Genomic DNA, 19,062 nt, shown 5'->3' with positions numbered 1-19,062 from the left:
TAACGTTTACAATGCTTTATCACCATAATAATTAACCAGCAGGGCAACAACATAACTATAACTCTTCATGCCAGCAGATTGATTGTTAGCTTTGAGAAAACTATCGTAGGTATCTGCAAATAAAGGCTCAAGAGGGTTTTCGTAAGACTTCCAGAAGCTTTCAACCTCTTGATAGTTTTTTTAAAACACCCTTATTTACAGTAGATAAAATTTCATAATATAGGTCTTTGTCTCTTCTAAAAATTTCAACAAGACAATAGCGTAAAGCAAAAGTATATCCTGAATATTTAAAATGAATATCATCATTGTGTATGGCTGCCAAACTTCCAATAAAATTGGCTTCATTTTCGGCAGCAAAACCCAACTGATGCGCTGCTTCATGACAAGAGGTTGTTGGGAATTTGTAAGTTGGCACTAAGCCATTGACCTGAGCTTCATTGGTAAAAGGGTTGAGATAACCCGAAAAACCCATATATGTCAACGCGGTACTGTAAATGGATTTTTTAATGCTTTTAGGTTCATAATATAAATGAGGATATTCTTCTGAAAGTTTTTCATAACCATTTCGGACTTTGTTGAAAGCTTCACGTTTAGAAAATGGCATTTCCACTTTTGTAGAATCATTTATGGCTAATTGATTATGGATTGTATTGGATTTGTCAATAAGACGTTTGGTAAAGGAGACTAACTGCTCGGTGGTATAGTCTGCTTCAAGATTTAAGAATTTATATAAAGGCTGTCTGTAATAGTTGAAAGCCCAAAGTATATGAAAAGCAAAATATGCAATTGATAAAACGGCACCAATATCCAACAACAAGTTTTTGGTGTCTTTCACTACTCGCTTTCTGTTTAACACCAACCATCTAATGGCATAGATGCCTGCCAAGGTATAGGAAATATCGCCTACGGAAAACGGAATCCAACCAAAGACATAACGCATCAACTTGGAGATATATACGTAAAGCCCATTGCTATAAAACCGTTCTACAAACTCTGGATAGTTTTTTAAGATTGAAATCAATATAATTTGAATTCCAAGAAAAATAACGAGTCCTAGTTTTTTGTTTTTCAGCATGAATCAAAAATAGGGAAAAGTTATAATTAAAAAAGGGCAAGTCAAGTACACTTTTAGAAACCAGAGCCAAGACTAAATCAATAGGACTAAAGAAATGAACTTCTATTTCGTAATTTTGCTATCCTAAACAAAAAATAGATATGAATAACGAAATAAGAAACCTAGAACCCAAAGCACTTTGGAATAAATTCGCAGATTTAAACGCTGTTCCACGACCTTCAAAAAAAGAGGAACGTGTTATACAGTTTATGAAAGACTTTGGTGCAAACCTAGGATTGGAGACCATAGAAGACGAAGTAGGTAATGTCATCATTAGAAAGCCTGCAACCAAAGGAATGGAGGGTAGAAAGCCCATCGTAATGCAGTCGCATTTAGACATGGTACATCAAAAAAACAACGATACTGAGTTCGATTTTGATAACCAAGGTATTGAGATGTTTGTGGAAGGAGATTGGGTAAAAGCTAAAGGTACGACGCTGGGTGCGGACAACGGTCTTGGAGTGGCAACGATTATGGCGATTTTGGAGAGTGATGATATTGAGCATCCGGACTTAGAAGCTTTATTTACCATTGATGAAGAAACAGGTATGACAGGTGCAATGGGATTAAAAGGTGGCATATTGAAAGGAGATATTCTTTTAAATTTAGATACCGAAGAAGATGATGAGATTGGAGTAGGTTGTGCTGGTGGAATAGATATTACGGCAACAGGTACATATAATGAAGAGCCTGTGGCGAAGGAAGGCATGATGGCCTATAAGATTGAGGTAAAAGGTCTCCAAGGTGGTCACTCAGGTATGCAAATCCATGAAGGTTTGGGTAATGCCAACAAAATTATGAACCGTTTGTTATATGCTGTTATCGAAGATGTGAAAATATCTGAAATAGATGGTGGAAGTTTGCGTAATGCCATACCGAGAGAAAGTGTGGCCACTGTGGTTTTTGAAGCAGATAAGGAAGCTATACTCACAAGCTTGCTAACAGCGTTAGCTGAAACCATTAAAAAAGAGCTTAAAACTATGGAGCCAGACTTAGAAGTTGTCCTTTCAGAAACAGAGCTACCAGAAAAAACAATGCCATTTGAAGCACAAGCGCAAATTGTCTACGCTATATATGCTGCGCACAATGGTGTGTATCGTATGAGTGCTGATATTACAGATTTGGTTGAAACCTCTAATAATATAGCAAGAGTGATTGTAAAGGATGGCGAAATTAAAGTAGGCTGTTTAACCCGTAGTTCTGTGGAATCCTCAAAAATGGATTTAGCAAATACGCTACGTGCTACGTTTGAATTAGCTGGCTGCGATGTTGAATTCTCAGGTGAGTATCCTGGTTGGCAACCTAATATGGATTCAGATATCCTAAAAGTAATGGTACCAATCTACGAACGACTAAACAATGGTGAAAAACCTCATGTGGCCGCTTGCCACGCAGGATTGGAATGCGGTATTCTTGGTCAGAATTACCCGAATATGGATATGATTAGTTTTGGCCCGAATATTAAAGGTGCGCATTCACCAGATGAACGTGCACAGATATCATCGGCTCAGAAGTATTGGGAGTTTGTGTTGGAGATTTTGAAGAATATTCCGCAGAAGGACTAAAGTGTGATCATTTTGTCATTCTGAATTTATTTGTGAAAACATATTAATACTTTAGATGCTGAAACAAATTTAGCATGACAGTAGATAACAAACAAAAAAGGCAGCTGATTCAGCTGCCTTTTTTGTTTGTTCATTTATAGAATTTTTACTCAGCTATACTGACTAATTCAATATCAAAAACTAAATTGGTTTTTGGTGGGATCACTCTATAACCAGCTTCACCATAACCTAAATAATAAGGTATAAATACTCTGGCTCTATCACCAATCTTCATATTTAACATAGCTTCTCTAAAACCAGCTACTAAACTTGCTGTTTCGTTGTAAGGCATCGTAAATGGAGCATAACCACCTTGTTCTTCTTGTCTTTCATCGTACTTTCCGTTTTTCTCTGCAACGGCTTTCCACGTGGTCCAGAATAAAGTGCCATCTTCAAAATAACCAGCGCAATTTATTTTTACCTGTTGAGATGGATTTGGTTTAACGCCATCACCTTCATGTGTGAAAATCATGGCCATTCCTGTTGGAGAATCTATACGACGACCATCTAAGGCTTCATTTTTCTTTAGCCAATCAGCTTTGGCTTGTTTGGCTAGTTCTTCAGCTTTCTTTTCTGCTTCATTTCTAATTGTAGCGAATTCCTCTTCAACTTTAGGCATTTTTTCTTCAAAGACCTTTGGAGCATCAAAGAACTTTGCATCTTTACCTTTTCTTATAATATTAACCTCTTCAATTATCACATCCTCAACAGGTTTGTGATTACGTGCTCTAGGATTTACAACTTCTACATTAGAAATGGAATCTTGTACTTCTAACCCTTTAACCAATTCACCAAAAACCGAATGACAGCTTACACCTCTTTGGTCACAAGGCTTAAGGTTCCCATTGTCGTCATAGAAGTTTCCTCTTGGATATGGTGCTTCAGTAATAAAAAATTGACTTCCGTTAGTGTTAATACCGCCAGCGTTTGCCATTGATAAAATACCTGGCTTATCATGTTTCAGATCTTTATGAAAATCAGCAGCAAATCTATATCCTGGTGTTCCACTACCGGTAGCTGTTGGATCGCCACCTTGAATCATAAATTTATCCATAACCCTATGAAACGTAAGGCTGTCATAAAAAGGTTTCCCTTTGTACTTTTCCTCTGCCATAGGATGGTTGCCCTCAGCAAGCGCTACAAAATTAGCAACAGTAACAGGTACCTTGTCATAGTGCAATTTTGCCACCATAGTCCCTTTTGAGGTTATAATTTCGGCATAAAGTCCGTCTTCTAAATCTGGGTATTTTTCTTGGCAAGAGATATTTGCCAATACCACTAATACAACTAGTGCTGTAAGTGCTTTTTTAATCATTTTCTTGGGTTATTGTATTTAAAGTTACTTCACAAATTAAAGGAATATTGGTTCCTATTTTTTTATCATCTCCATAGTAACCATAGGCTTTTTGAGATGGAAAAATAAAGGTTACGCTTTCTTCTGGTTTCATAAGTTTTAAACCTTCGCGCAGACCAGTAAACAATTCTTGCTTGTCCATCACATAGGTTCTGTTTTCTACATCGTAGATTTCATTACCGTTGATGTCTGAAATATTATAGTCGAAATCTACAATGTCACCAAACTCAGGTTGAATAGTATCACTTTCTACTTTGGTATTGTAGTAATACCAAAATCCACTTTCGGAAGCGATATAATTTTTATCTGGATTGTTTTTTATAATGGACTGAATAAGGTTTTTCTCCTTATCGTTCAGTTTTTTGTTGCGTTCAGCGGATTCTTTAAGAAAAGAACCAGACTGTACCGATTCTGGCATTCTGGCTTCGGGAGATTTACAACCGAAACACAGTAACATTACTATGATTATGATATGTAGGTTTTTCATACTGAAAAGTTTAATGCGCCTTGAGCGCTTGGGACAATTCATCTTTATACTGCGGTAATATACTAATAAATTTATCAATTGTTTCTTGTAGGCTTAAATCGCTACGTCCACCAGCAGCATTATCGTGGCCTCCACCGTTAAAATGGGCTCTTGAAAATTGATTCACAGAAAACGACCCTTTACTGCGTAAGGATATTTTAATAATATCATCTTGATGGTTTTCTATAAAAATGGCAGCAAACACAATACCTTTTAAAGAAAGTCCATAATTAACAAAACCTTCAGTATCACCTTTTTTAAAGTTGAATTCATCCAATTCAGCTTGTGACAGCGTAATGTATGCGGTGTTAAATTCAGGAATCACCTTTAAATTCTGCATGGCTCTACCCAGCAACTGTAAACGACTGTAACTGTTGGTGTCGAACACATTATTATGTATCTGGGCATTGTTAGCACCTTTTTCTATTAAGCATCCAACCACCTCATGAGTTCTGCTCGTTGTTGACGGAAAACGAAATGAACCTGTATCCGTCATAATACCAACATATAAACACGTGGCAATAGAGGCATTAATTTTATCTGCATCGTCAAGCATTTCAATAAAATTATAAACCATCTCACAAGTAGAAGACATGCTCACATCAGAATAGGTGTATGCGGCATAATCATCGGGTTGCTGATGATGGTCTATTATAATTTTTGTTGCGCTGGAATTTTCCAAAGCTTCTGACATGGCGCCAACTCTACTCAAAGAATTAAAATCTAGTGTAAAAATAAGATCGGCATTGTCAATTAAAGCTTGGCATTCCTCTGTTTGGTTTTCAAAAATCATAACAGCATCGTCTCCTGGCAACCATTTTAAAAACTCCGGATAATCATTAGGTGCAATCACCGTTGCTGTGTGATTATATAGTTTTAAATAATGGTATAAGCCTAGGGTAGAGCCCATGGCATCTCCATCTGGATTTTTATGTGGCACAATAACGATGTGCCTTGGTGTGCTCAATAGCGCCTTTATTTCTGGAATCTGGGTGTTTATCATAAGTTGCGAATTTACGATTTTTAGAGGTTTGGTTAAATGTTTTAATATGAAATTAAGAATCCTGTCATTACAATTATGTCACACTGAGCGCAGTCGAAGTGTCAATGAAATAGAATACTTAATGTTGAAGGGCTTCGACAAGCTTCACTTGGGTACTTTCGAAGCAAAATTTATTTGCCCCTCAGTAATGCTCAGCCTGACATTAATTTAATATTTGAACCTCTTGATAAATTAAAGAAATACATTACTTTTGCACCTCAATAAAAAAATAATACATGGCAACTAACAGAACATTTACAATGTTAAAGCCAGATGCTGTTGAAAAAGGACACATTGGCGCAATATTAGAAAAAATTACAGCTTCAGGATTTAGAATCGTAGCAATGAAGTTAACCCAAATGACTACAGCTGATGCTGAGGAATTTTATGGCATTCACAAAGAACGTCCATTCTTTGGCGAATTGGTAGAATATATGACTCGTGGACCTATCGTTGCAGCGATTTTGGAAAAAGACAACGCTGTTGAAGACTTTAGAACCTTAATTGGTGCTACTAATCCTGCTGATGCAGCAGAAGGGACTATCCGTAAATTATATGCGGCTTCTATTGGCGAAAACGCTGTACATGGTAGTGATAGTGATGAAAATGCAGCTATTGAAGGTGCTTTTCACTTTGCTGGCAGAGAGATGTTTTAAGAACACACATTTATATTATATTGAAAAGACCATCTGTGAGGATGGTCTTTTTTTTGTTTTTAACGTTTTTGACTTTGGTTTCATAATGGAATAGTACATGAGTATCATTCAACCGTAATGAACTATAGCCGTTGTTATATGCGGTTTCTATTCTAGATTCCTTTTTATTAGCTCAAAATTCTTTCGTCTCTCTTTAGATATTACATTTTTAACCATCTTTAAATCGCAAGCTCCATATTTCTCAAAGTTTTCTCTTGCCTCTCTTAAGGTTATATGGTTTGATCCTGAATGAATGTCAAGTTCATTAACGTCAATTCCGTCATCTTCCCAAAAACATATTGGACAGATTAAATAATTTCCTCTTTCTGGTAGGCTAACATAATCACAGCAAGGACATTGGAATTTCGCTTTCGAACTCTTTGGTTTATACCATTTCCATTTCATATCTCTATTCGCCTAATATTTCTTGGTCATAGTCATATTCCGTTTCGCTTGGAAAAAATCCATTCAAGTCAGGAAAAATTAATTGTAAATATTTGAATTCCGAATTCTCATAAAATTTAAACGAGCTTAATGTGTATTCAGTCAGTTTATCATTTTCCACTTCAATAAAGTAAACAGGAAAAAGGTCAATTAAATCGTCAATTTTTTCATTCAGCGGTACTTCTTTGAATTTAAATCTTTCCGCATAATTATCAATCAAAGTGTTTGTCAGTCCATTTGGAAGTCCAGAAATGAAAAGTTCAGGAATTCCAAAGCTTTTATAAATTCCAGTTGAGTATCCGAAAGGTGTAAATCCAGTTTCTTCCAATACAAATGTCATATGGAATCCAAATTTCGCAATATTATCATTTACTTTTTTGAAATATTTTTCCTTTTGTTCCTTATCCATTTTTATATTTTCTCAAATTGCGTAGAACGTGTTGGTATAAGATTAGTTGCGTGTTTCAAGCACCTAATTTAGCAAATACAAACCGAATAGAAAATCCGCGAGGATTTTCGTAAGTAGGCTTGTACTAGCAATTAATTTTATACGGTGTTGTGCATAGTGTTTTTATTCATACCGTTTGTAATTCCGTCCAGTTTTAAATCCGCAATATGCTAAAAAAATCAGCAATAATATTTGGAAGTAAAAAAGAGCACTTGACAAAATTCCTAGATTATTTTCTTTTGGTTCCATTTCAGGTTCAATTTCTCCAGCGCTTAAAGGCGGATAAATCGTCCAACTCGTGGTTTGTCTAATAAATGCGTCTAAAATTGAATCAATTCCGATTAATACTAAAATCAAAAGTATTGTCGAAATCATTAAAATCAGATTTGCGGTCAAGTTTTTAAAATTCCTGCGTAATGTTCTAACCAAATAAATTCCGAAAAATACCAGAACTCCAAGTAATAGAATGAAATGTAAATTCGCAATCACGAAATAAGTGTCGTGAATATTTATATCAAGAGTAGAGTCAGATTTTAATCCGTCGATTCCGAAAATCAGCGTGTTCAAAATCAGAACGAGAATTGTCGTTCCAATCAGCCAAAATATTTCTTTTTTTCTCAAGGTTTTAATTCAGATTACGGTTTTTGGACATTATGCACAACTCGTTATAACCAAACAAAAAGTTGCCATATCCCAATACATTTTCGGGATATGAGTACTTTTTATTTGTGTTTATCAGTCAATAAAACTAAAAAAAAGTTTCTACATTTATATACGTAGAACTACGTAATCTTATAGAAATCACTCCTCAATCTTCCTTTTTGCTACAAAAGTACCATTGGGTTGTATAAACTTTACCTGGTCTATTTTGCCATCGGTTTCTATAAACTCTACTTTAAAGCCTTCTAAAGTTTTAAAATTAAATTTATGTACTGCTGTTGGGATGAGTGCGTATTCGGGTTGGTTGGGTACAAATACGTAAAGTACATTTTCGTCTTTAATGTAGGCTTTTATTTCCGTGCCCATTAGGTCGTACTTACCAACATATTGCTCTAAGGTTTCGGTATCTACATCTATAGAGTTTGGTGTGCGCTTAAAAGCTATAGCATCTGTCATTGGCTCTATAGCTATTTTACCATAATCTATGTCACCAGCGTCATTAGCGCTAAATGTCATTTTTACAGATTTGCCAATACCTGTGGTATCTACTTTTCCGTCTTTAACGTCTAACAGCTCAAAGGTGTCGTAATGGAAATGGTTTAAGTATATGCGTTCTCCGTTTAGCTCAGAAAAGAGCGAGTCATTTTCTACAATAATATCAAACTTACCGTAGCCTTTATGCTCGTATGCACCTGTATAATCTAATAAAGTATGCGATGGTCTGGTGTTTTTTACGTTAGATACTTCGGTGTCTTCCTCTGCTTCCTCCATGGCTTTAAGGGCTTTTTCGGTGTCTTCTTTGTGCTTTTTTGCCCATTCGGTTTTATCTACTTTTAGCATGTGGTCTGCTACTATATTTCTTATTAAATTTGGCACTGCAGAACCGTTTTGGTTGGCTAAAACCACAATCCCTAATTTGTCGGATGGGTAAAATGCAACATTGGCAGAAAAGCCATCAATATTGCCACCATGTTCTACCACATAATGGCCTTTGTAAGAGTGTAAAAACCAGCCATAACCGTAATTTGCAAACTGTACATTTGGCAAGTCTTTGGATGGTGTGCCACCAGAAACCACCATCTGGGAGCTCATAGCTTCTTTGATATAATTTTCTGGGATGATTTGTGCTTCTCCGTATTTGCCGTCGTTAATCCATGTGATTAACCATTTGCTCATATCATTAACACTACTGTTTATGCTTCCTGCTGGAGACATACCAGCAATGTCGTAGTAGTCCGTTTTTTCAATGTTTCTGTCCGCATCCAAGGTGTAACCAAAAGCTACATTGGTATTGGTTTTCATGCCATCAATCATGGTGTTAGAGCGATCCATACCTAATGGTTTAAAAAAGTGTTCTTCAATATTTTCTTCCCACGACTTTCCTGTAATTTTTTCGGTAATAATACCTTGCGCTAAAAACCCAAAGTTATTGTAATACCATTGTTGGCGTAAACCTGTAAAGGGTTCTTGGTACTTTATTCTGGCTAATAAACTATCCTTGTTGTGTGTTGGGAAAAAATACCATGAGCCATCGTGTCGAGGTAAACCAGTACTGTGGCGCATTAAATCCTTTATGATAATGTTGTTATTCATATCATTATTATAAAACTCTAATTCAGGGATATGTTTTCTTGGGTTGTCATCAAAAGACAGCTTTTTATCTTCGCGTAGCAATCCTAATAATGCAGAGGTAAATGCTTTGGTAGAAGATCCAATGGCAAATAAAGTATTTGCGTTTACCGGTACTTTGTTTTCGTAATCACTATAACCAAAACCTTTGGCATAAATGATTTTATCTCCTTCTACAATGGCAACTGCAAAGCCTGCAGCTTTGGTGCTTTCTAAAACAGAATTAAATTGTTTTTCGATGCCTTTAAGTCGTTTATCGGTTTGCGAAAACGATACTACTGTAAAAAGGGCAAGGGCAATGGTAAGAATACGGCTATTCATTTTTGGTTGGTTTTAAATATTGTGGTTACAGTAATATGTATAGAAAGGCCTCAGTAAGTTACTGATTTTTTGGAATAATTTTGAAAAATTACAATTCGTCATTAATTTTTTACAATTCGGTAAGTCTTGTTTTATAAATGTTTAGATACTGTAGATATTTGTATCAAATTAAAAACATAACCTTATGAACGTAATAGTAAAAGTCGCGGTAATATTAATAGTTAGTCTTGTGAGTTCTCATACAGAAGCACAAACCAATTTTGAAAAAGGGATGACCAAGGCCTTTGAACTTTGGGAAGCCGATAAATGGGACGAGGCCGAGAATATGTTTGAGCGTATAGCCAAAGCAGAAGATAAAGAATGGTTGCCCAACTATTACATCGCACAGATCAATAGTCTAAAAAGCTGGAACGAAAAAGACGAAGCGGTTTTTAAAAGCACAATTAGACAAGGCACAAGAACATTTGGATTTGGCCATGACCAAAAGTGAGGACAATGCAGAACTATTGATAATGCAAGCACAGGTTTTAACCAATTGGGTAGCCTTTGATGGCATGACCTACGGTATGAAATATGGCCAAAAAATAGGAGAACTGTATGCTAAAGCCCTGAAACTAGAACCTGAAAATCCGAGAGCAGCTTTTTGTAAAGCGGAATGGGATATGGGAAGTGCCAAATATTTTGGCAAGGATACAGCACCATATTGCAAGGATATTGAAGCATCAATTGAACTTTTTGATACCTTTAAGCCTGAGACGGAGTTTCATCCAAATTGGGGAAAGGAGCGTGCGGATCAGGTAGCGGAATCTTGTAAAGAATAAAAAGTAATTATGTCAAAGTCAATTAAATTTCTAACAGTTACATTCTTCATTGGATGTGGTATTTTTGTAATTGGAAACCTATTGTCCAGAGGTTTCAACTACAATACGATCAATGATTTTTTGATTGATTTTTTCTTCTATCAGCTCTATACGTATGTTATAAGTTATACCAATACCCAGTATTTTGATTATATGAAGAAACGTGAGTTTCGAGATTATGAGGTTGCTAAACGCATAATCTATGGTATTGCTGGTGCTACAGTTATTACGCTCATCTGTATTTTCTTTCTTAGAATTTTAATAGAGGTATTGATTTATAAAATGCCGTTTCAAGTCTTTATAGAAAATGAATCTTGGAAAGGGTATTCTTTCGGTCTGTGGATTACATTGAGTATCATTTCCACCTTTTATGTGGTTTATTTTTACAACCGTTATCAAAAAAATAAGATAAAAGAGCAGAAAGTTATTGCTGGTGCTGCAAGTGCCAAGTTTGATGCTCTTAAAAACCAATTAGATCCGCATTTTCTATTTAATAGCTTAAATGTACTGACCAGTTTAATTGAAGAAAACCCAGATAATGCTCAGCGTTTTACAACATCACTTTCTAAAGTCTATCGCTATGTGCTAGAACAAAAGAACAAAGAACTAGTAACGGTAGATGAAGAATTGGATTTTGCCAAAACCTATATGTCGCTTATAAAAATGCGCTTTGAGGATAGCATCATTTTTGAAATTCCGGAGAAGGCGTCAAATCCTGAAAGTAAAGTTGTTCCCTTATCGTTGCAGCTACTTTTAGAAAATGCTGTAAAGCACAATATGGTGACCACGAGCAAGCCATTACACATAAAAATATATGAAGATGGTAATCACTTGGTGGTGATGAACAACCTTCAGCCCAAACAAATTGTAAAGAAGAGTAGTGGAGTAGGATTGGACAATATAAAACAACGTTACAAACTACTTTCTGAACGAAAAGTTTACATCAATCAAAGAGAAAAGGATTTTGCGGTTGCAATTCCTATGCTCACAAAACAAGTATCAATCATGAGAACAACACAAAAATCACAAGAACGTCTTAACGACGATTATGTTAGAGCACGCAAGCGTGTGGAAGAGCTAAAGGCATTTTACTATAGCTTAATTTCCTATTGCTTAGTGATTCCGTTTTTAGTATTTATTTGGTATCAATTTTCCAGACATACCATTCAATGGTTTTGGTTTCCGATGATAGGTTGGGGTATTAGTTTATTGTTTCAAGCGTATAGGGTTTATGTAGATGATGGTGCTTTGGGTGCCAGATGGGAAGAACGCAAAATTGAAGAGTATATGCGTAAGGAAGATGAAAGAAGCCGATGGAGTTAGGATTATCCCAGCCTTTCCGAAGGGAAGGAGTAAAAACATAGATCAACAGGAATATTAAAAATGAAAGATAAGATGGACTCAAAAAATTCAGATTTGAAATATATAAAGGCCAAGAATAAGGTCGAAAAGGAAAAGGCATTTTATACGCACTTGGGAATTTACATTGTAATAAACTTAATGATTACGGGTTTTAAGGTTTCTGATAACCTTGATACATGGGAATCTTTTATTGGTGAGCTGTTAAGTTTGGATGTGTTTATAACCTGGTTTATATGGGGAATTGTTCTGATTATGCATTTTATATCCCTGAAATTTGGATTAAAATGGGAAGAACGAAAAATAGAAGAATTAATGAACAAGGAATTATCTAATAATTCTAAAGAATAAAAAATCAAAGTGATGGAAAAGTACAGTTTAGAACCATATGAGGAAAAAGAAAAGGTTTCGGATTTTAGAAAAGAAGAAGCGTATCTGCGTGCCAAGAAGAAAGTAGATGCTTTAGTTGGATTTTACTGGCATTTTGCGGTTTATCTTGTGGTCAATATCTTCTTGATATTGTTAATTGGCCTCAACTCAGATCAAGGATTTAGAGGCTTTGGACCTTATGCCACAGCTGTATTTTGGGGTATTGGATTGTTCTTTCATTTTATTGGTGTTTTTGGTCCCGATTTCTTTTTCGGCAAGGACTGGGAAAAACGAAAAATGAAAGAGTTTATGGATAAGGAAGAACGAAATTGGGAGTAGGTTCAGTTCTCAGTTCTCAGTCCTCAGTATTCAGTTGACAGTCTGCAGTCAAGAGAGTAATTAATACAAAAAAATGAATTCATGTTTAAAATCAAATTAGTTTTAGTCTTTTTAGTCTTTGTTTTTATTGGCAATGCTCAAAACAGTTTTATTGTCGAAAACGTGAAGGTTTTTGATGGTGAAATCGTTATCGAATCCACTTCGGTTAAAGTTGAAGACGGTATCATTACAGAGATTTCAAAATCCATTAAAGCATCTGATGGATATGAAGTCATTGACGGAAATGGTAAAACCTTGATGCCAGCATTATCTAATGCGCACGTACATGCTTGGGGACCACAATCTTTGGAAGAAGCAGCAAAAGCAGGTGTGTTGAATGTTATGGATATGCATGGTGTAGAAACCTATCAATCTGCAATGCGCCAGCTCAAAGATTCTACCAATTATGCCAGATATTATGTTGCTGGTTATGCAGCAACTGCGCCAGAAGGTCATGGTACGCAATTCGGGTTTCCAGTTCCGACGTTAACAAAACCCGAAGAGGCTAAAAAATTTATTGAAGATAGGGTAAAGACTAATGTTGATTATATCAAAATTATTGTTGAGCCATGGAAAGCCACTTTAGATTCCGAAACCGTTGCTGAGCTTATCAAACAAGCGCATAAAGCTGAAAGAATTGCTGTGGTTCATGTAAGTCGATTAGATAATGCAGTTGATGCTATATCAAATGATGCCAATGGATTGGTGCATGTTTGGTGGGATAAGGAATTGGAATCTGAAAAAATGAAAGAACTTTCAGAAGAAAAATCGTTTTTTGTCATTCCGACTTTACTGACTACCATAGAAGTATTTAAAGTTATTGGAAGTAGTGCAGCGCAATTTTTAACCAAGGAGCAATTATTTTCAGAGGTTAAAAAAATGCATGAAGCCGGAATACCAATCTTAGCAGGAACTGATCCGCCAAATGCAAATATCAATTACGGTACGGATTTGTACAAAGAGTTACAGCTATTAAGTGAATCTGGACTTTCTAACGTTGAAGTTCTAAAAGCAGGAACCAGTAATGTCACCAAAGCCTTTGGTTTAGACAACGTTGGATATATAAGAGTAGGTTACAAGGCTGATTTGGTATTGGTTAATGGAGATGTAACGAAAGATATTTCGTTATTGAATAATAAAAAAACAGTTTGGAAAGAAGGTAAACTCGTAAAACAGTAATGTGATGCAAATGAAGAATGACGAAAAACAGCGCATACTGCTGGCCAAGAAAAAAGTAAGACGGTTAAAACTCTTTTACATTCATCTGGCTGGCTATATTGTTATGCTGATTCTTTTGTCCTATAACTTATATATCGTAGAAGGTCCGTATAAGAACAATATTATAAGTCTCAATCTATCCATTATGGTAGCATGGACGGTTTTTATTATCATTCATGGATTAAGAGTTTTTAATGGTAGATCGATTTTTAAAAGAAGTTGGGAGGACAAAAAAATAAAAGAATACCTAAACGAAGACGAGGTTGAAGAAACAAAAACCTGGGAGTAAAGTAAACAGATATATTATATGAACGTAATCATAATAGAAGACGAAAAACCATCAGCAAGACGTTTACAGCGTATGCTAAAATCTTTGGATGTTGAAGCGGAAACCATGCTACATTCCGTAGAGGAATCTATAGACTGGTTTCAGAACAATGAACACCCAGATTTAATTTTTTTGGATATTCAGCTTAGTGATGGATTGTCTTTTGAGATTTTTGAAGCTATAGATATTAATTCGGCAGTAATATTCACCACAGCTTATGATGAATATGCGCTTCAGGCTTTTAAGTTAAATAGCATTGACTATTTATTAAAACCAATAGATGAAGACGATTTAAAAAAAGCAGTTGAAAAATTTAAGAGAAGGACTCCGCAAAAGCAATCCGTGACTTTAGATTTTAATGATATTAAAAAACTATTGGTCAATCCTATTGAGCGTGAATATAAAAAGCGTTTTTCTGTTAAAGTTGGGCAGCACCTAAAGCTTATCAATATTGATGATATAGAATGTATTTACAGCGAAAATAAAGGTACTTATGTATTCACCAATGAAGGCAGAAATTACCTTTTGGATTTGACCTTAGATCAACTGGAAGACGAGCTAGAGCCACATGTGTTTTATAGGGTAAGCCGAAAGTTTTATGTAAATATTAATGCCATCAAAGATATTATTAGTTACACCAACTCAAGACTTCAGATTAAATTGAACCATTACAATGAACAAGACGTCATAGTAGCCAGAGAGCGTGTAAAGGATTTTAAAAGCTGGCTAGAATAACTTAGCTTTAATCCTCTTCAATCCTATTATCATCAAAAGCCGAAGGCAACATATTTGGAATAAGCTTAGCAAATAAAGGCAATAGAATGGCACCTCCTGGTAGCATAAAGATGGCCAAACTAGGAATAGTTTTTAGGAGATCCAATAATTGGGACTGCATTTGTTTTTGTTCCTCTTTGGTAAGGTCGGTATGGGTGGATTTAGTAATAAGTGCCAATAAATCTTTACTTTGATTCAATTCCTTTACCAATCGTTTGCTATTTCTTTTCAGTAGTTTGGTAACTAATTGTGATGAGTTTTCATAAAAATTTGAAATTGGGTTTGTTTGCTGAAATAACAGAATTTCTTTTTTATGCTTTTTATGAAAGTCATCTACATCGATAAGGGATTTTTGTATTTCATTACTTTCTAGACCCAATCGTTTTGCCAAACTCTGAAGAAACCTAAATTCCGATTTTTCGAGTATCTCATCATCCCATATGGATAAGCACATAAGGTCTATGAGATATTTTTTTTCGTGAAGGTTAATGTTGTATTCAATATCATAGATGAGGTCTTCAATATCCATTTCATCATCATCAACATAAGAGGTTGAGGTTTCAATGATTTCTATAACTTCTTTGTCGTGATCCGTTATCTTGCTCTTAGAATTCAATGACTGATAAAGTGTTCCGACGATTTTACTTTCTAAGTTTGCCGCATAGTTTTTTATGTTGATGTCATTTTTAAGGTGTGTTTCAAAAGTTAGGACATCTACATATAATAGAGCGTTGGTTATAGATTTGTTGAAATTTCGAGTCAATAGGTTGTCATCAATTTGAATACGGTCGTGTATCAATCGCTCTAATAGTGAGCTTTCACTTTTCCCAATGACCAGTTTATCCCATATGGATAGATCTGAAACTTCAAGTTCCTTATAAAAATTAAGAAGCACAGTGATAAATTCATTGCTGCTAAATTTTGCCTTGTGAAAATGATATATATGATAGAGGGCAGTTAAAAGATTTATTTTGGCAAGTTCATCTTCAGAATAGGTATGGGTTTTTTCTATGGTATTGACTATTTCAACATTAACACCGTAAATGAACCCGTTTTCTTTTAGGCCATTGTACAGCCTTTCATAATTCTTAAAGGGAATATTGCCTTTTGAAATTTGGGAATAAAATTTTTCAATCCAACCACTAGTTGATGGGTTCATAATCAAAATTAAAAAAGTGTATCTCCAAATATAATCTAAGTTAATCTTATATCCACAAGATTGTGTAAAACACACCTCATTTTCACGTTAACAAAATATTAACAAAACCGCACCTTTCATTTTTTCGTAAGTAGAGCAGAGACACAAATAATTAACAAAATCTCAAAATTATGAAAAAAACAAAAATTTTAATCGCAACGGCAATATTAGGTATTGCTACATTCGTTGCAATCGCAGCCGATCACATTGATGCTCCCGCTGTTTCAGGTGGTACAAGTGATATCACAGACTTTTATGCCTTTCAAGGCTCAAATTCTTCAAACATAGCGTTTGTTGCTAATGTACAAGGACTTTTAGCTCCAGGTAGTACAGCAGCTGCTTCGTTTGATGAAAATGTAATGATTGAGTTTAACATAGACACTTCTGGTGATAATGTTGAAGACTTAGTAATACAAGCTATTCCACGAGATGGTAAGATGTATATATTCGGTCCGGTTTCACCTACTCAAGCAGGATTAAGTAGTACTATTATGACTAACTCTAGTAATACAGCAGTAGTTGATATTACACCTTATGGACAATCAGCTATCGTAGCAAGTTCTGGTGGAATCATGGCTTTTGCTGGCCCAAGAGATGATCCTTTCTTTATGGATTTTGCTCAATATGGTGAAATTATTGCTGGTAACGCAACTAGTTTCAACGATCCAGGTTCAGACACATTTGCTGGTACAAATGTTCTCTCTGTAGTTGTTGAAGTTCCTAAAACTTTAATTGGTGGATCTGGGACAATCAACACATGGGTAGAAACTAAAAGAAAACAATAAACTCAAAAATTTAAAATTTAAAAATTATGAAATTCAATAAAATAAAATTATTCGCTATTGCAATTTTAGTGTCAATGACAGCTTACAATTGTAATAATGATGACGATAGTAACATGAATCCTCCATCAGAACCTGATTTCTCAGGGACTTATGTTCAACAAGATCAAATGGCAAGACCAGCTGTTAATACAGTATTCGTATCGAGTGGTATGAAAGATGCTTTTAACACTACTGTGCCATCACAACAAAATGCTTCATTTCAAGCAATGTTTGAAGCTAATTTAACCGGATTAAGTCCAGCTTACGCAAATCCAGGTGACCAAAATGCATTAGGATTAGATGCAGCTGCATTTACAGGTTTATTAGCCACTGATGTTTTAAATGTTTCTTTAGACGGTACAACAACGTTTTTTGATGGAACTAATGTTTTAACGGGTAGAGCTTTAGCTGATGACGTTATAACAGTAGAGCTATTGTTAATCTTTGGTGGTGAAGATTTCACTGAAAACCCAGGATTATCAGACGATAATGTTGACGCTAATGATAAAGCATTTTTATCATCGTTCCCTTACCTAGCATCTCCTTGGTAAGATACTAAATAGAAATTCTGAAGTAGGACAAAATTTCTACTTCAGAATTTTTTTAATATTAAATCAAAACTCAAAAATTCAATAATCATGATACTAAAAAGAATACTTCCCTTTATTTTAATAGTAATGACGTTCAGTTGTAATTCTAATAAAGTTACTGAGTCTGAAGAATACAAAGCATACCTGTCAACTACTATAGATAATGAAAAATTAATGTCCAATGCACAATTCTGGACAGATAAGTTAAAATCAAATCCGGATGAGTTTCCATACTTAGTGAAGCGTGCCGGAGAATACACACAGATATTTAATGCTACAGGTAATATAGATTATCTGATTAAAGCAGAAAAAGACCTTATTAAAAGTATAGAGCAAACAAACGGCATATATGCATCGCAATATAGAGCCTTAGCTTCAAATTACATTTCTCAGCACCGTTTTAAAGAAGCTTTAGAACTGCTAGAAAAGGCAAAAGAGAATGGCGAAAAATTAAATAGTACCAAGAAAATGCTATTTGATGTGCATTTAGAACTTGGTAACTATATGCATGCGGAATCTTATCTCGAAGAGATAAAGAACAAATCTGATTTCGACTACCTCATTAGATTGGCCAAATGGGAAGACCATAAAGGCAATTTAGATGGTGCCATAGAACAAATGGAAAAAGCTGCTGCTATTGCAGAAGCTTCAAACCTTAAAGATATTAAACAATGGTCTTATACTAATCTTGCTGATTTTTATGGTCATGCAGGTGAGATTAAAAAATCGTATTACCATTACCTAAAAGCACTAGAGTTAGATCCTAACGATGCTTACGCCAAAAAAGGAATTGCATGGATTTTATATTCACATGAAAATAATCCGGATGAAGCGTTAAAAATATTAGATCATATTTCAACGTACTATCACGCACCAGATTATGATTTGCTGAAAGCGGAAATAGCTGACTTTATGAATGACAGTGAGTTAAAATCTGAAGCTATCAATAATTATAAAGAAGCTGTAAGAAATGAAATGTACGGTGATATGTACAATAAATATAATGTTACGCTATACGCTGAAGATATGCTATTGCCAGAGGATGCCTTAGCTATTGCTAAAAAAGAAGTGGAAAATAGACCAACACCACAATCTTATGATTTACTGGCTTGGAGCTATTTCAAAAAAGGTGATGTAGAAAAAGCCAACGCCATTGTTGAAGAATATGTCGAAGGCCAAACTTATGAGCCTGGTGTGTTATACCACATTGCCGAAATCTATAAAGCTGTAGGCAAAACAGAAAAAGTAAAGGAATTAAAAAGTGAGTTGGTTGCCAGTCTCTATGAACTTGGACCTACAATGGCACCAAAAATCAAACAACTATAAT

At 35.2% G+C, this 19,062-nt stretch carries 22 protein-coding genes and 1 pseudogene; 13 read left to right on the top strand and 10 right to left on the bottom strand.

The genetic code is table 11. From position 1 onward, the window contains the following. Positions 1–6: 6 nt before the first annotated feature. Positions 7–120 (bottom strand): annotated as a pseudogene (locus SIB89_RS04420) (DUF3810 family protein); the annotation flags it as partial. A gap of 40 nt (positions 121–160) precedes the next feature. Continuing rightward, on the bottom strand, positions 161–1,075 hold the full coding sequence (locus SIB89_RS04415; RefSeq protein WP_412561313.1) for a DUF3810 domain-containing protein: 915 nt from the start codon (positions 1,073–1,075) through the stop codon (positions 161–163). A 140-nt stretch (positions 1,076–1,215) separates the two neighbouring features. Here SIB89_RS04415 and SIB89_RS04410 point away from each other — a divergent pair, with 140 nt between their 5' ends. Then, positions 1,216–2,679 carry an aminoacyl-histidine dipeptidase gene (locus SIB89_RS04410; protein WP_412561312.1) on the top strand — a complete coding sequence of 488 codons (1,464 nt, stop codon included), beginning with the start codon at positions 1,216–1,218 and terminating at the stop codon, positions 2,677–2,679. Positions 2,680–2,824: 145 nt separating this feature from the next. Here SIB89_RS04410 and SIB89_RS04405 read toward each other — a convergent pair whose 3' ends face one another. The 3 genes from SIB89_RS04405 to SIB89_RS04395 are packed head-to-tail and all read right to left on the bottom strand — an operon-like array spanning position 2,825 to position 5,601. Continuing rightward, positions 2,825–4,033, bottom strand: coding sequence for a peptidylprolyl isomerase (locus tag SIB89_RS04405; RefSeq protein WP_412561311.1), 1,209 nt, complete (start codon positions 4,031–4,033; stop codon positions 2,825–2,827). After that, a complete protein-coding gene (gene gldI / locus SIB89_RS04400) occupies positions 4,026–4,559 on the bottom strand; it encodes a gliding motility-associated peptidyl-prolyl isomerase GldI (RefSeq protein ID WP_412561310.1) in 534 nt (177 codons plus the stop codon). Before gldI ends, SIB89_RS04405 begins: the two co-directional genes overlap by 8 nt. Before the next feature lie 10 nt (positions 4,560–4,569). Beyond that, positions 4,570–5,601 (bottom strand): DHH family phosphoesterase, encoded by a 1,032-nt coding sequence (locus SIB89_RS04395; protein ID WP_412561309.1) that lies wholly within the window; start codon positions 5,599–5,601, stop codon positions 4,570–4,572. 275 nt (positions 5,602–5,876) lie between these two features. On the opposite strand from SIB89_RS04395, the gene SIB89_RS04390 reads away from it, so the two are divergent. Next, positions 5,877–6,296, top strand: coding sequence for a nucleoside-diphosphate kinase (locus tag SIB89_RS04390; RefSeq protein ID WP_273290689.1), 420 nt, complete (start codon positions 5,877–5,879; stop codon positions 6,294–6,296). 147 nt (positions 6,297–6,443) lie between these two features. On the opposite strand, the gene SIB89_RS04385 is transcribed toward SIB89_RS04390, so the two are convergent. The 4 genes from SIB89_RS04385 to SIB89_RS04370 all read right to left on the bottom strand — a co-directional run bounded on the left by SIB89_RS04385 (position 6,444) and on the right by SIB89_RS04370 (position 9,837). Continuing rightward, on the bottom strand, positions 6,444–6,740 hold the full coding sequence (locus tag SIB89_RS04385; RefSeq protein WP_412561308.1) for a CPCC family cysteine-rich protein: 297 nt from the start codon (positions 6,738–6,740) through the stop codon (positions 6,444–6,446). Between the two features lie 4 nt (positions 6,741–6,744). Next, a complete protein-coding gene (locus tag SIB89_RS04380) occupies positions 6,745–7,188 on the bottom strand; it encodes a DUF4262 domain-containing protein (protein ID WP_412561307.1) in 444 nt (147 codons plus the stop codon). Between the two features lie 162 nt (positions 7,189–7,350). Continuing rightward, positions 7,351–7,848, bottom strand: a complete 498-nt coding sequence (locus SIB89_RS04375) for a hypothetical protein (protein ID WP_412561306.1) — start codon at positions 7,846–7,848, stop codon at positions 7,351–7,353. Positions 7,849–8,028: 180 nt separating this feature from the next. Beyond that, positions 8,029–9,837: a serine hydrolase gene (locus tag SIB89_RS04370; protein ID WP_412561305.1), complete on the bottom strand. Its 1,809-nt coding sequence runs from the start codon at positions 9,835–9,837 to the stop codon at positions 8,029–8,031. A gap of 184 nt (positions 9,838–10,021) precedes the next feature. Between SIB89_RS04370 and SIB89_RS04365 the strand changes: the two genes are divergently transcribed. From SIB89_RS04365 to SIB89_RS04330, 8 genes are all read left to right on the top strand, one after another. Next, a complete protein-coding gene (locus SIB89_RS04365; RefSeq protein ID WP_412561304.1) occupies positions 10,022–10,327 on the top strand; it encodes a hypothetical protein in 306 nt (101 codons plus the stop codon). Beyond that, the gene (locus tag SIB89_RS04360; RefSeq protein WP_412561303.1) at positions 10,308–10,658 is read left to right on the top strand and encodes a hypothetical protein; all 351 of its coding nucleotides are present in this window, start codon (positions 10,308–10,310) and stop codon (positions 10,656–10,658) included. The genes SIB89_RS04365 and SIB89_RS04360 overlap by 20 nt, the downstream gene beginning before the upstream one ends. 9 nt (positions 10,659–10,667) lie before the next feature. Further along, positions 10,668–12,020: a histidine kinase gene (locus SIB89_RS04355; RefSeq protein WP_273293039.1), complete on the top strand. Its 1,353-nt coding sequence runs from the start codon at positions 10,668–10,670 to the stop codon at positions 12,018–12,020. A 60-nt stretch (positions 12,021–12,080) separates the two neighbouring features. Then, on the top strand, positions 12,081–12,407 hold the full coding sequence (locus tag SIB89_RS04350) for a 2TM domain-containing protein (protein WP_412561302.1): 327 nt from the start codon (positions 12,081–12,083) through the stop codon (positions 12,405–12,407). A 12-nt stretch (positions 12,408–12,419) separates the two neighbouring features. Then, positions 12,420–12,764, top strand: a complete 345-nt coding sequence (locus SIB89_RS04345) for a 2TM domain-containing protein (RefSeq protein WP_273293035.1) — start codon at positions 12,420–12,422, stop codon at positions 12,762–12,764. A gap of 81 nt (positions 12,765–12,845) precedes the next feature. Then, complete coding sequence (locus SIB89_RS04340; protein WP_412561301.1) at positions 12,846–13,982, top strand: amidohydrolase family protein; 1,137 nt, start codon at positions 12,846–12,848, stop codon at positions 13,980–13,982. Between the two features lie 4 nt (positions 13,983–13,986). Beyond that, positions 13,987–14,310 carry a 2TM domain-containing protein gene (locus SIB89_RS04335; RefSeq protein WP_412561300.1) on the top strand — a complete coding sequence of 108 codons (324 nt, stop codon included), beginning with the start codon at positions 13,987–13,989 and terminating at the stop codon, positions 14,308–14,310. A gap of 18 nt (positions 14,311–14,328) precedes the next feature. Beyond that, entirely contained in the window at positions 14,329–15,084 is a 756-nt protein-coding gene (locus tag SIB89_RS04330) for a LytR/AlgR family response regulator transcription factor (RefSeq protein WP_412561299.1), read from the top strand. Between the two features lie 7 nt (positions 15,085–15,091). On the opposite strand, the gene SIB89_RS04325 is transcribed toward SIB89_RS04330, so the two are convergent. After that, positions 15,092–16,282, bottom strand: a complete 1,191-nt coding sequence (locus SIB89_RS04325) for an LETM1-related biofilm-associated protein (protein WP_412561298.1) — start codon at positions 16,280–16,282, stop codon at positions 15,092–15,094. Between the two features lie 170 nt (positions 16,283–16,452). On the opposite strand from SIB89_RS04325, the gene SIB89_RS04320 reads away from it, so the two are divergent. From SIB89_RS04320 to SIB89_RS04310, 3 genes are all read left to right on the top strand, one after another. Beyond that, positions 16,453–17,106 (top strand): DUF4331 family protein, encoded by a 654-nt coding sequence (locus SIB89_RS04320; protein ID WP_155089689.1) that lies wholly within the window; start codon positions 16,453–16,455, stop codon positions 17,104–17,106. 26 nt (positions 17,107–17,132) lie between these two features. Beyond that, on the top strand, positions 17,133–17,696 hold the full coding sequence (locus tag SIB89_RS04315; RefSeq protein ID WP_155089690.1) for a DUF4331 family protein: 564 nt from the start codon (positions 17,133–17,135) through the stop codon (positions 17,694–17,696). 87 nt (positions 17,697–17,783) lie between these two features. Further along, positions 17,784–19,061 (top strand): tetratricopeptide repeat protein, encoded by a 1,278-nt coding sequence (locus SIB89_RS04310; protein ID WP_412561297.1) that lies wholly within the window; start codon positions 17,784–17,786, stop codon positions 19,059–19,061. Position 19,062: the final 1 nt, after the last annotated feature.

This window comes from Winogradskyella sp. MIT101101 (assembly GCF_047126865.1).
Taxonomy (GTDB): domain Bacteria; phylum Bacteroidota; class Bacteroidia; order Flavobacteriales; family Flavobacteriaceae; genus Winogradskyella; species Winogradskyella ouciana.
This window is presented reverse-complemented; position numbering and strand designations above follow the sequence as displayed.

What these genes read in the sequence shown, in the direction of transcription:
- SIB89_RS04310 (WP_412561297.1), top strand. Translation starts at nt 17,784, where the DNA reads ATGATACTAAAAAGAATACTTCCCTTTATTTTAATAGTAATGACGTTC.
- SIB89_RS04370 (WP_412561305.1), bottom strand. Translation starts at nt 9,837, where the DNA reads ATGAATAGCCGTATTCTTACCATTGCCCTTGCCCTTTTTACAGTAGTA.
- SIB89_RS04315 (WP_155089690.1), top strand. Translation starts at nt 17,133, where the DNA reads ATGAAATTCAATAAAATAAAATTATTCGCTATTGCAATTTTAGTGTCA.
- SIB89_RS04350 (WP_412561302.1), top strand. Translation starts at nt 12,081, where the DNA reads ATGAAAGATAAGATGGACTCAAAAAATTCAGATTTGAAATATATAAAG.
- SIB89_RS04330 (WP_412561299.1), top strand. Translation starts at nt 14,329, where the DNA reads ATGAACGTAATCATAATAGAAGACGAAAAACCATCAGCAAGACGTTTA.
- SIB89_RS04340 (WP_412561301.1), top strand. Translation starts at nt 12,846, where the DNA reads ATGTTTAAAATCAAATTAGTTTTAGTCTTTTTAGTCTTTGTTTTTATT.
- SIB89_RS04345 (WP_273293035.1), top strand. Translation starts at nt 12,420, where the DNA reads ATGGAAAAGTACAGTTTAGAACCATATGAGGAAAAAGAAAAGGTTTCG.
- SIB89_RS04415 (WP_412561313.1), bottom strand. Translation starts at nt 1,075, where the DNA reads ATGCTGAAAAACAAAAAACTAGGACTCGTTATTTTTCTTGGAATTCAA.
- SIB89_RS04320 (WP_155089689.1), top strand. Translation starts at nt 16,453, where the DNA reads ATGAAAAAAACAAAAATTTTAATCGCAACGGCAATATTAGGTATTGCT.
- SIB89_RS04405 (WP_412561311.1), bottom strand. Translation starts at nt 4,033, where the DNA reads ATGATTAAAAAAGCACTTACAGCACTAGTTGTATTAGTGGTATTGGCA.
- gldI (WP_412561310.1), bottom strand. Translation starts at nt 4,559, where the DNA reads ATGAAAAACCTACATATCATAATCATAGTAATGTTACTGTGTTTCGGT.
- SIB89_RS04410 (WP_412561312.1), top strand. Translation starts at nt 1,216, where the DNA reads ATGAATAACGAAATAAGAAACCTAGAACCCAAAGCACTTTGGAATAAA.
- SIB89_RS04380 (WP_412561307.1), bottom strand. Translation starts at nt 7,188, where the DNA reads ATGGATAAGGAACAAAAGGAAAAATATTTCAAAAAAGTAAATGATAAT.
- SIB89_RS04325 (WP_412561298.1), bottom strand. Translation starts at nt 16,282, where the DNA reads ATGAACCCATCAACTAGTGGTTGGATTGAAAAATTTTATTCCCAAATT.
- SIB89_RS04335 (WP_412561300.1), top strand. Translation starts at nt 13,987, where the DNA reads ATGCAAATGAAGAATGACGAAAAACAGCGCATACTGCTGGCCAAGAAA.
- SIB89_RS04365 (WP_412561304.1), top strand. Translation starts at nt 10,022, where the DNA reads ATGAACGTAATAGTAAAAGTCGCGGTAATATTAATAGTTAGTCTTGTG.
- SIB89_RS04355 (WP_273293039.1), top strand. Translation starts at nt 10,668, where the DNA reads ATGTCAAAGTCAATTAAATTTCTAACAGTTACATTCTTCATTGGATGT.
- SIB89_RS04385 (WP_412561308.1), bottom strand. Translation starts at nt 6,740, where the DNA reads ATGAAATGGAAATGGTATAAACCAAAGAGTTCGAAAGCGAAATTCCAA.
- SIB89_RS04390 (WP_273290689.1), top strand. Translation starts at nt 5,877, where the DNA reads ATGGCAACTAACAGAACATTTACAATGTTAAAGCCAGATGCTGTTGAA.
- SIB89_RS04395 (WP_412561309.1), bottom strand. Translation starts at nt 5,601, where the DNA reads ATGATAAACACCCAGATTCCAGAAATAAAGGCGCTATTGAGCACACCA.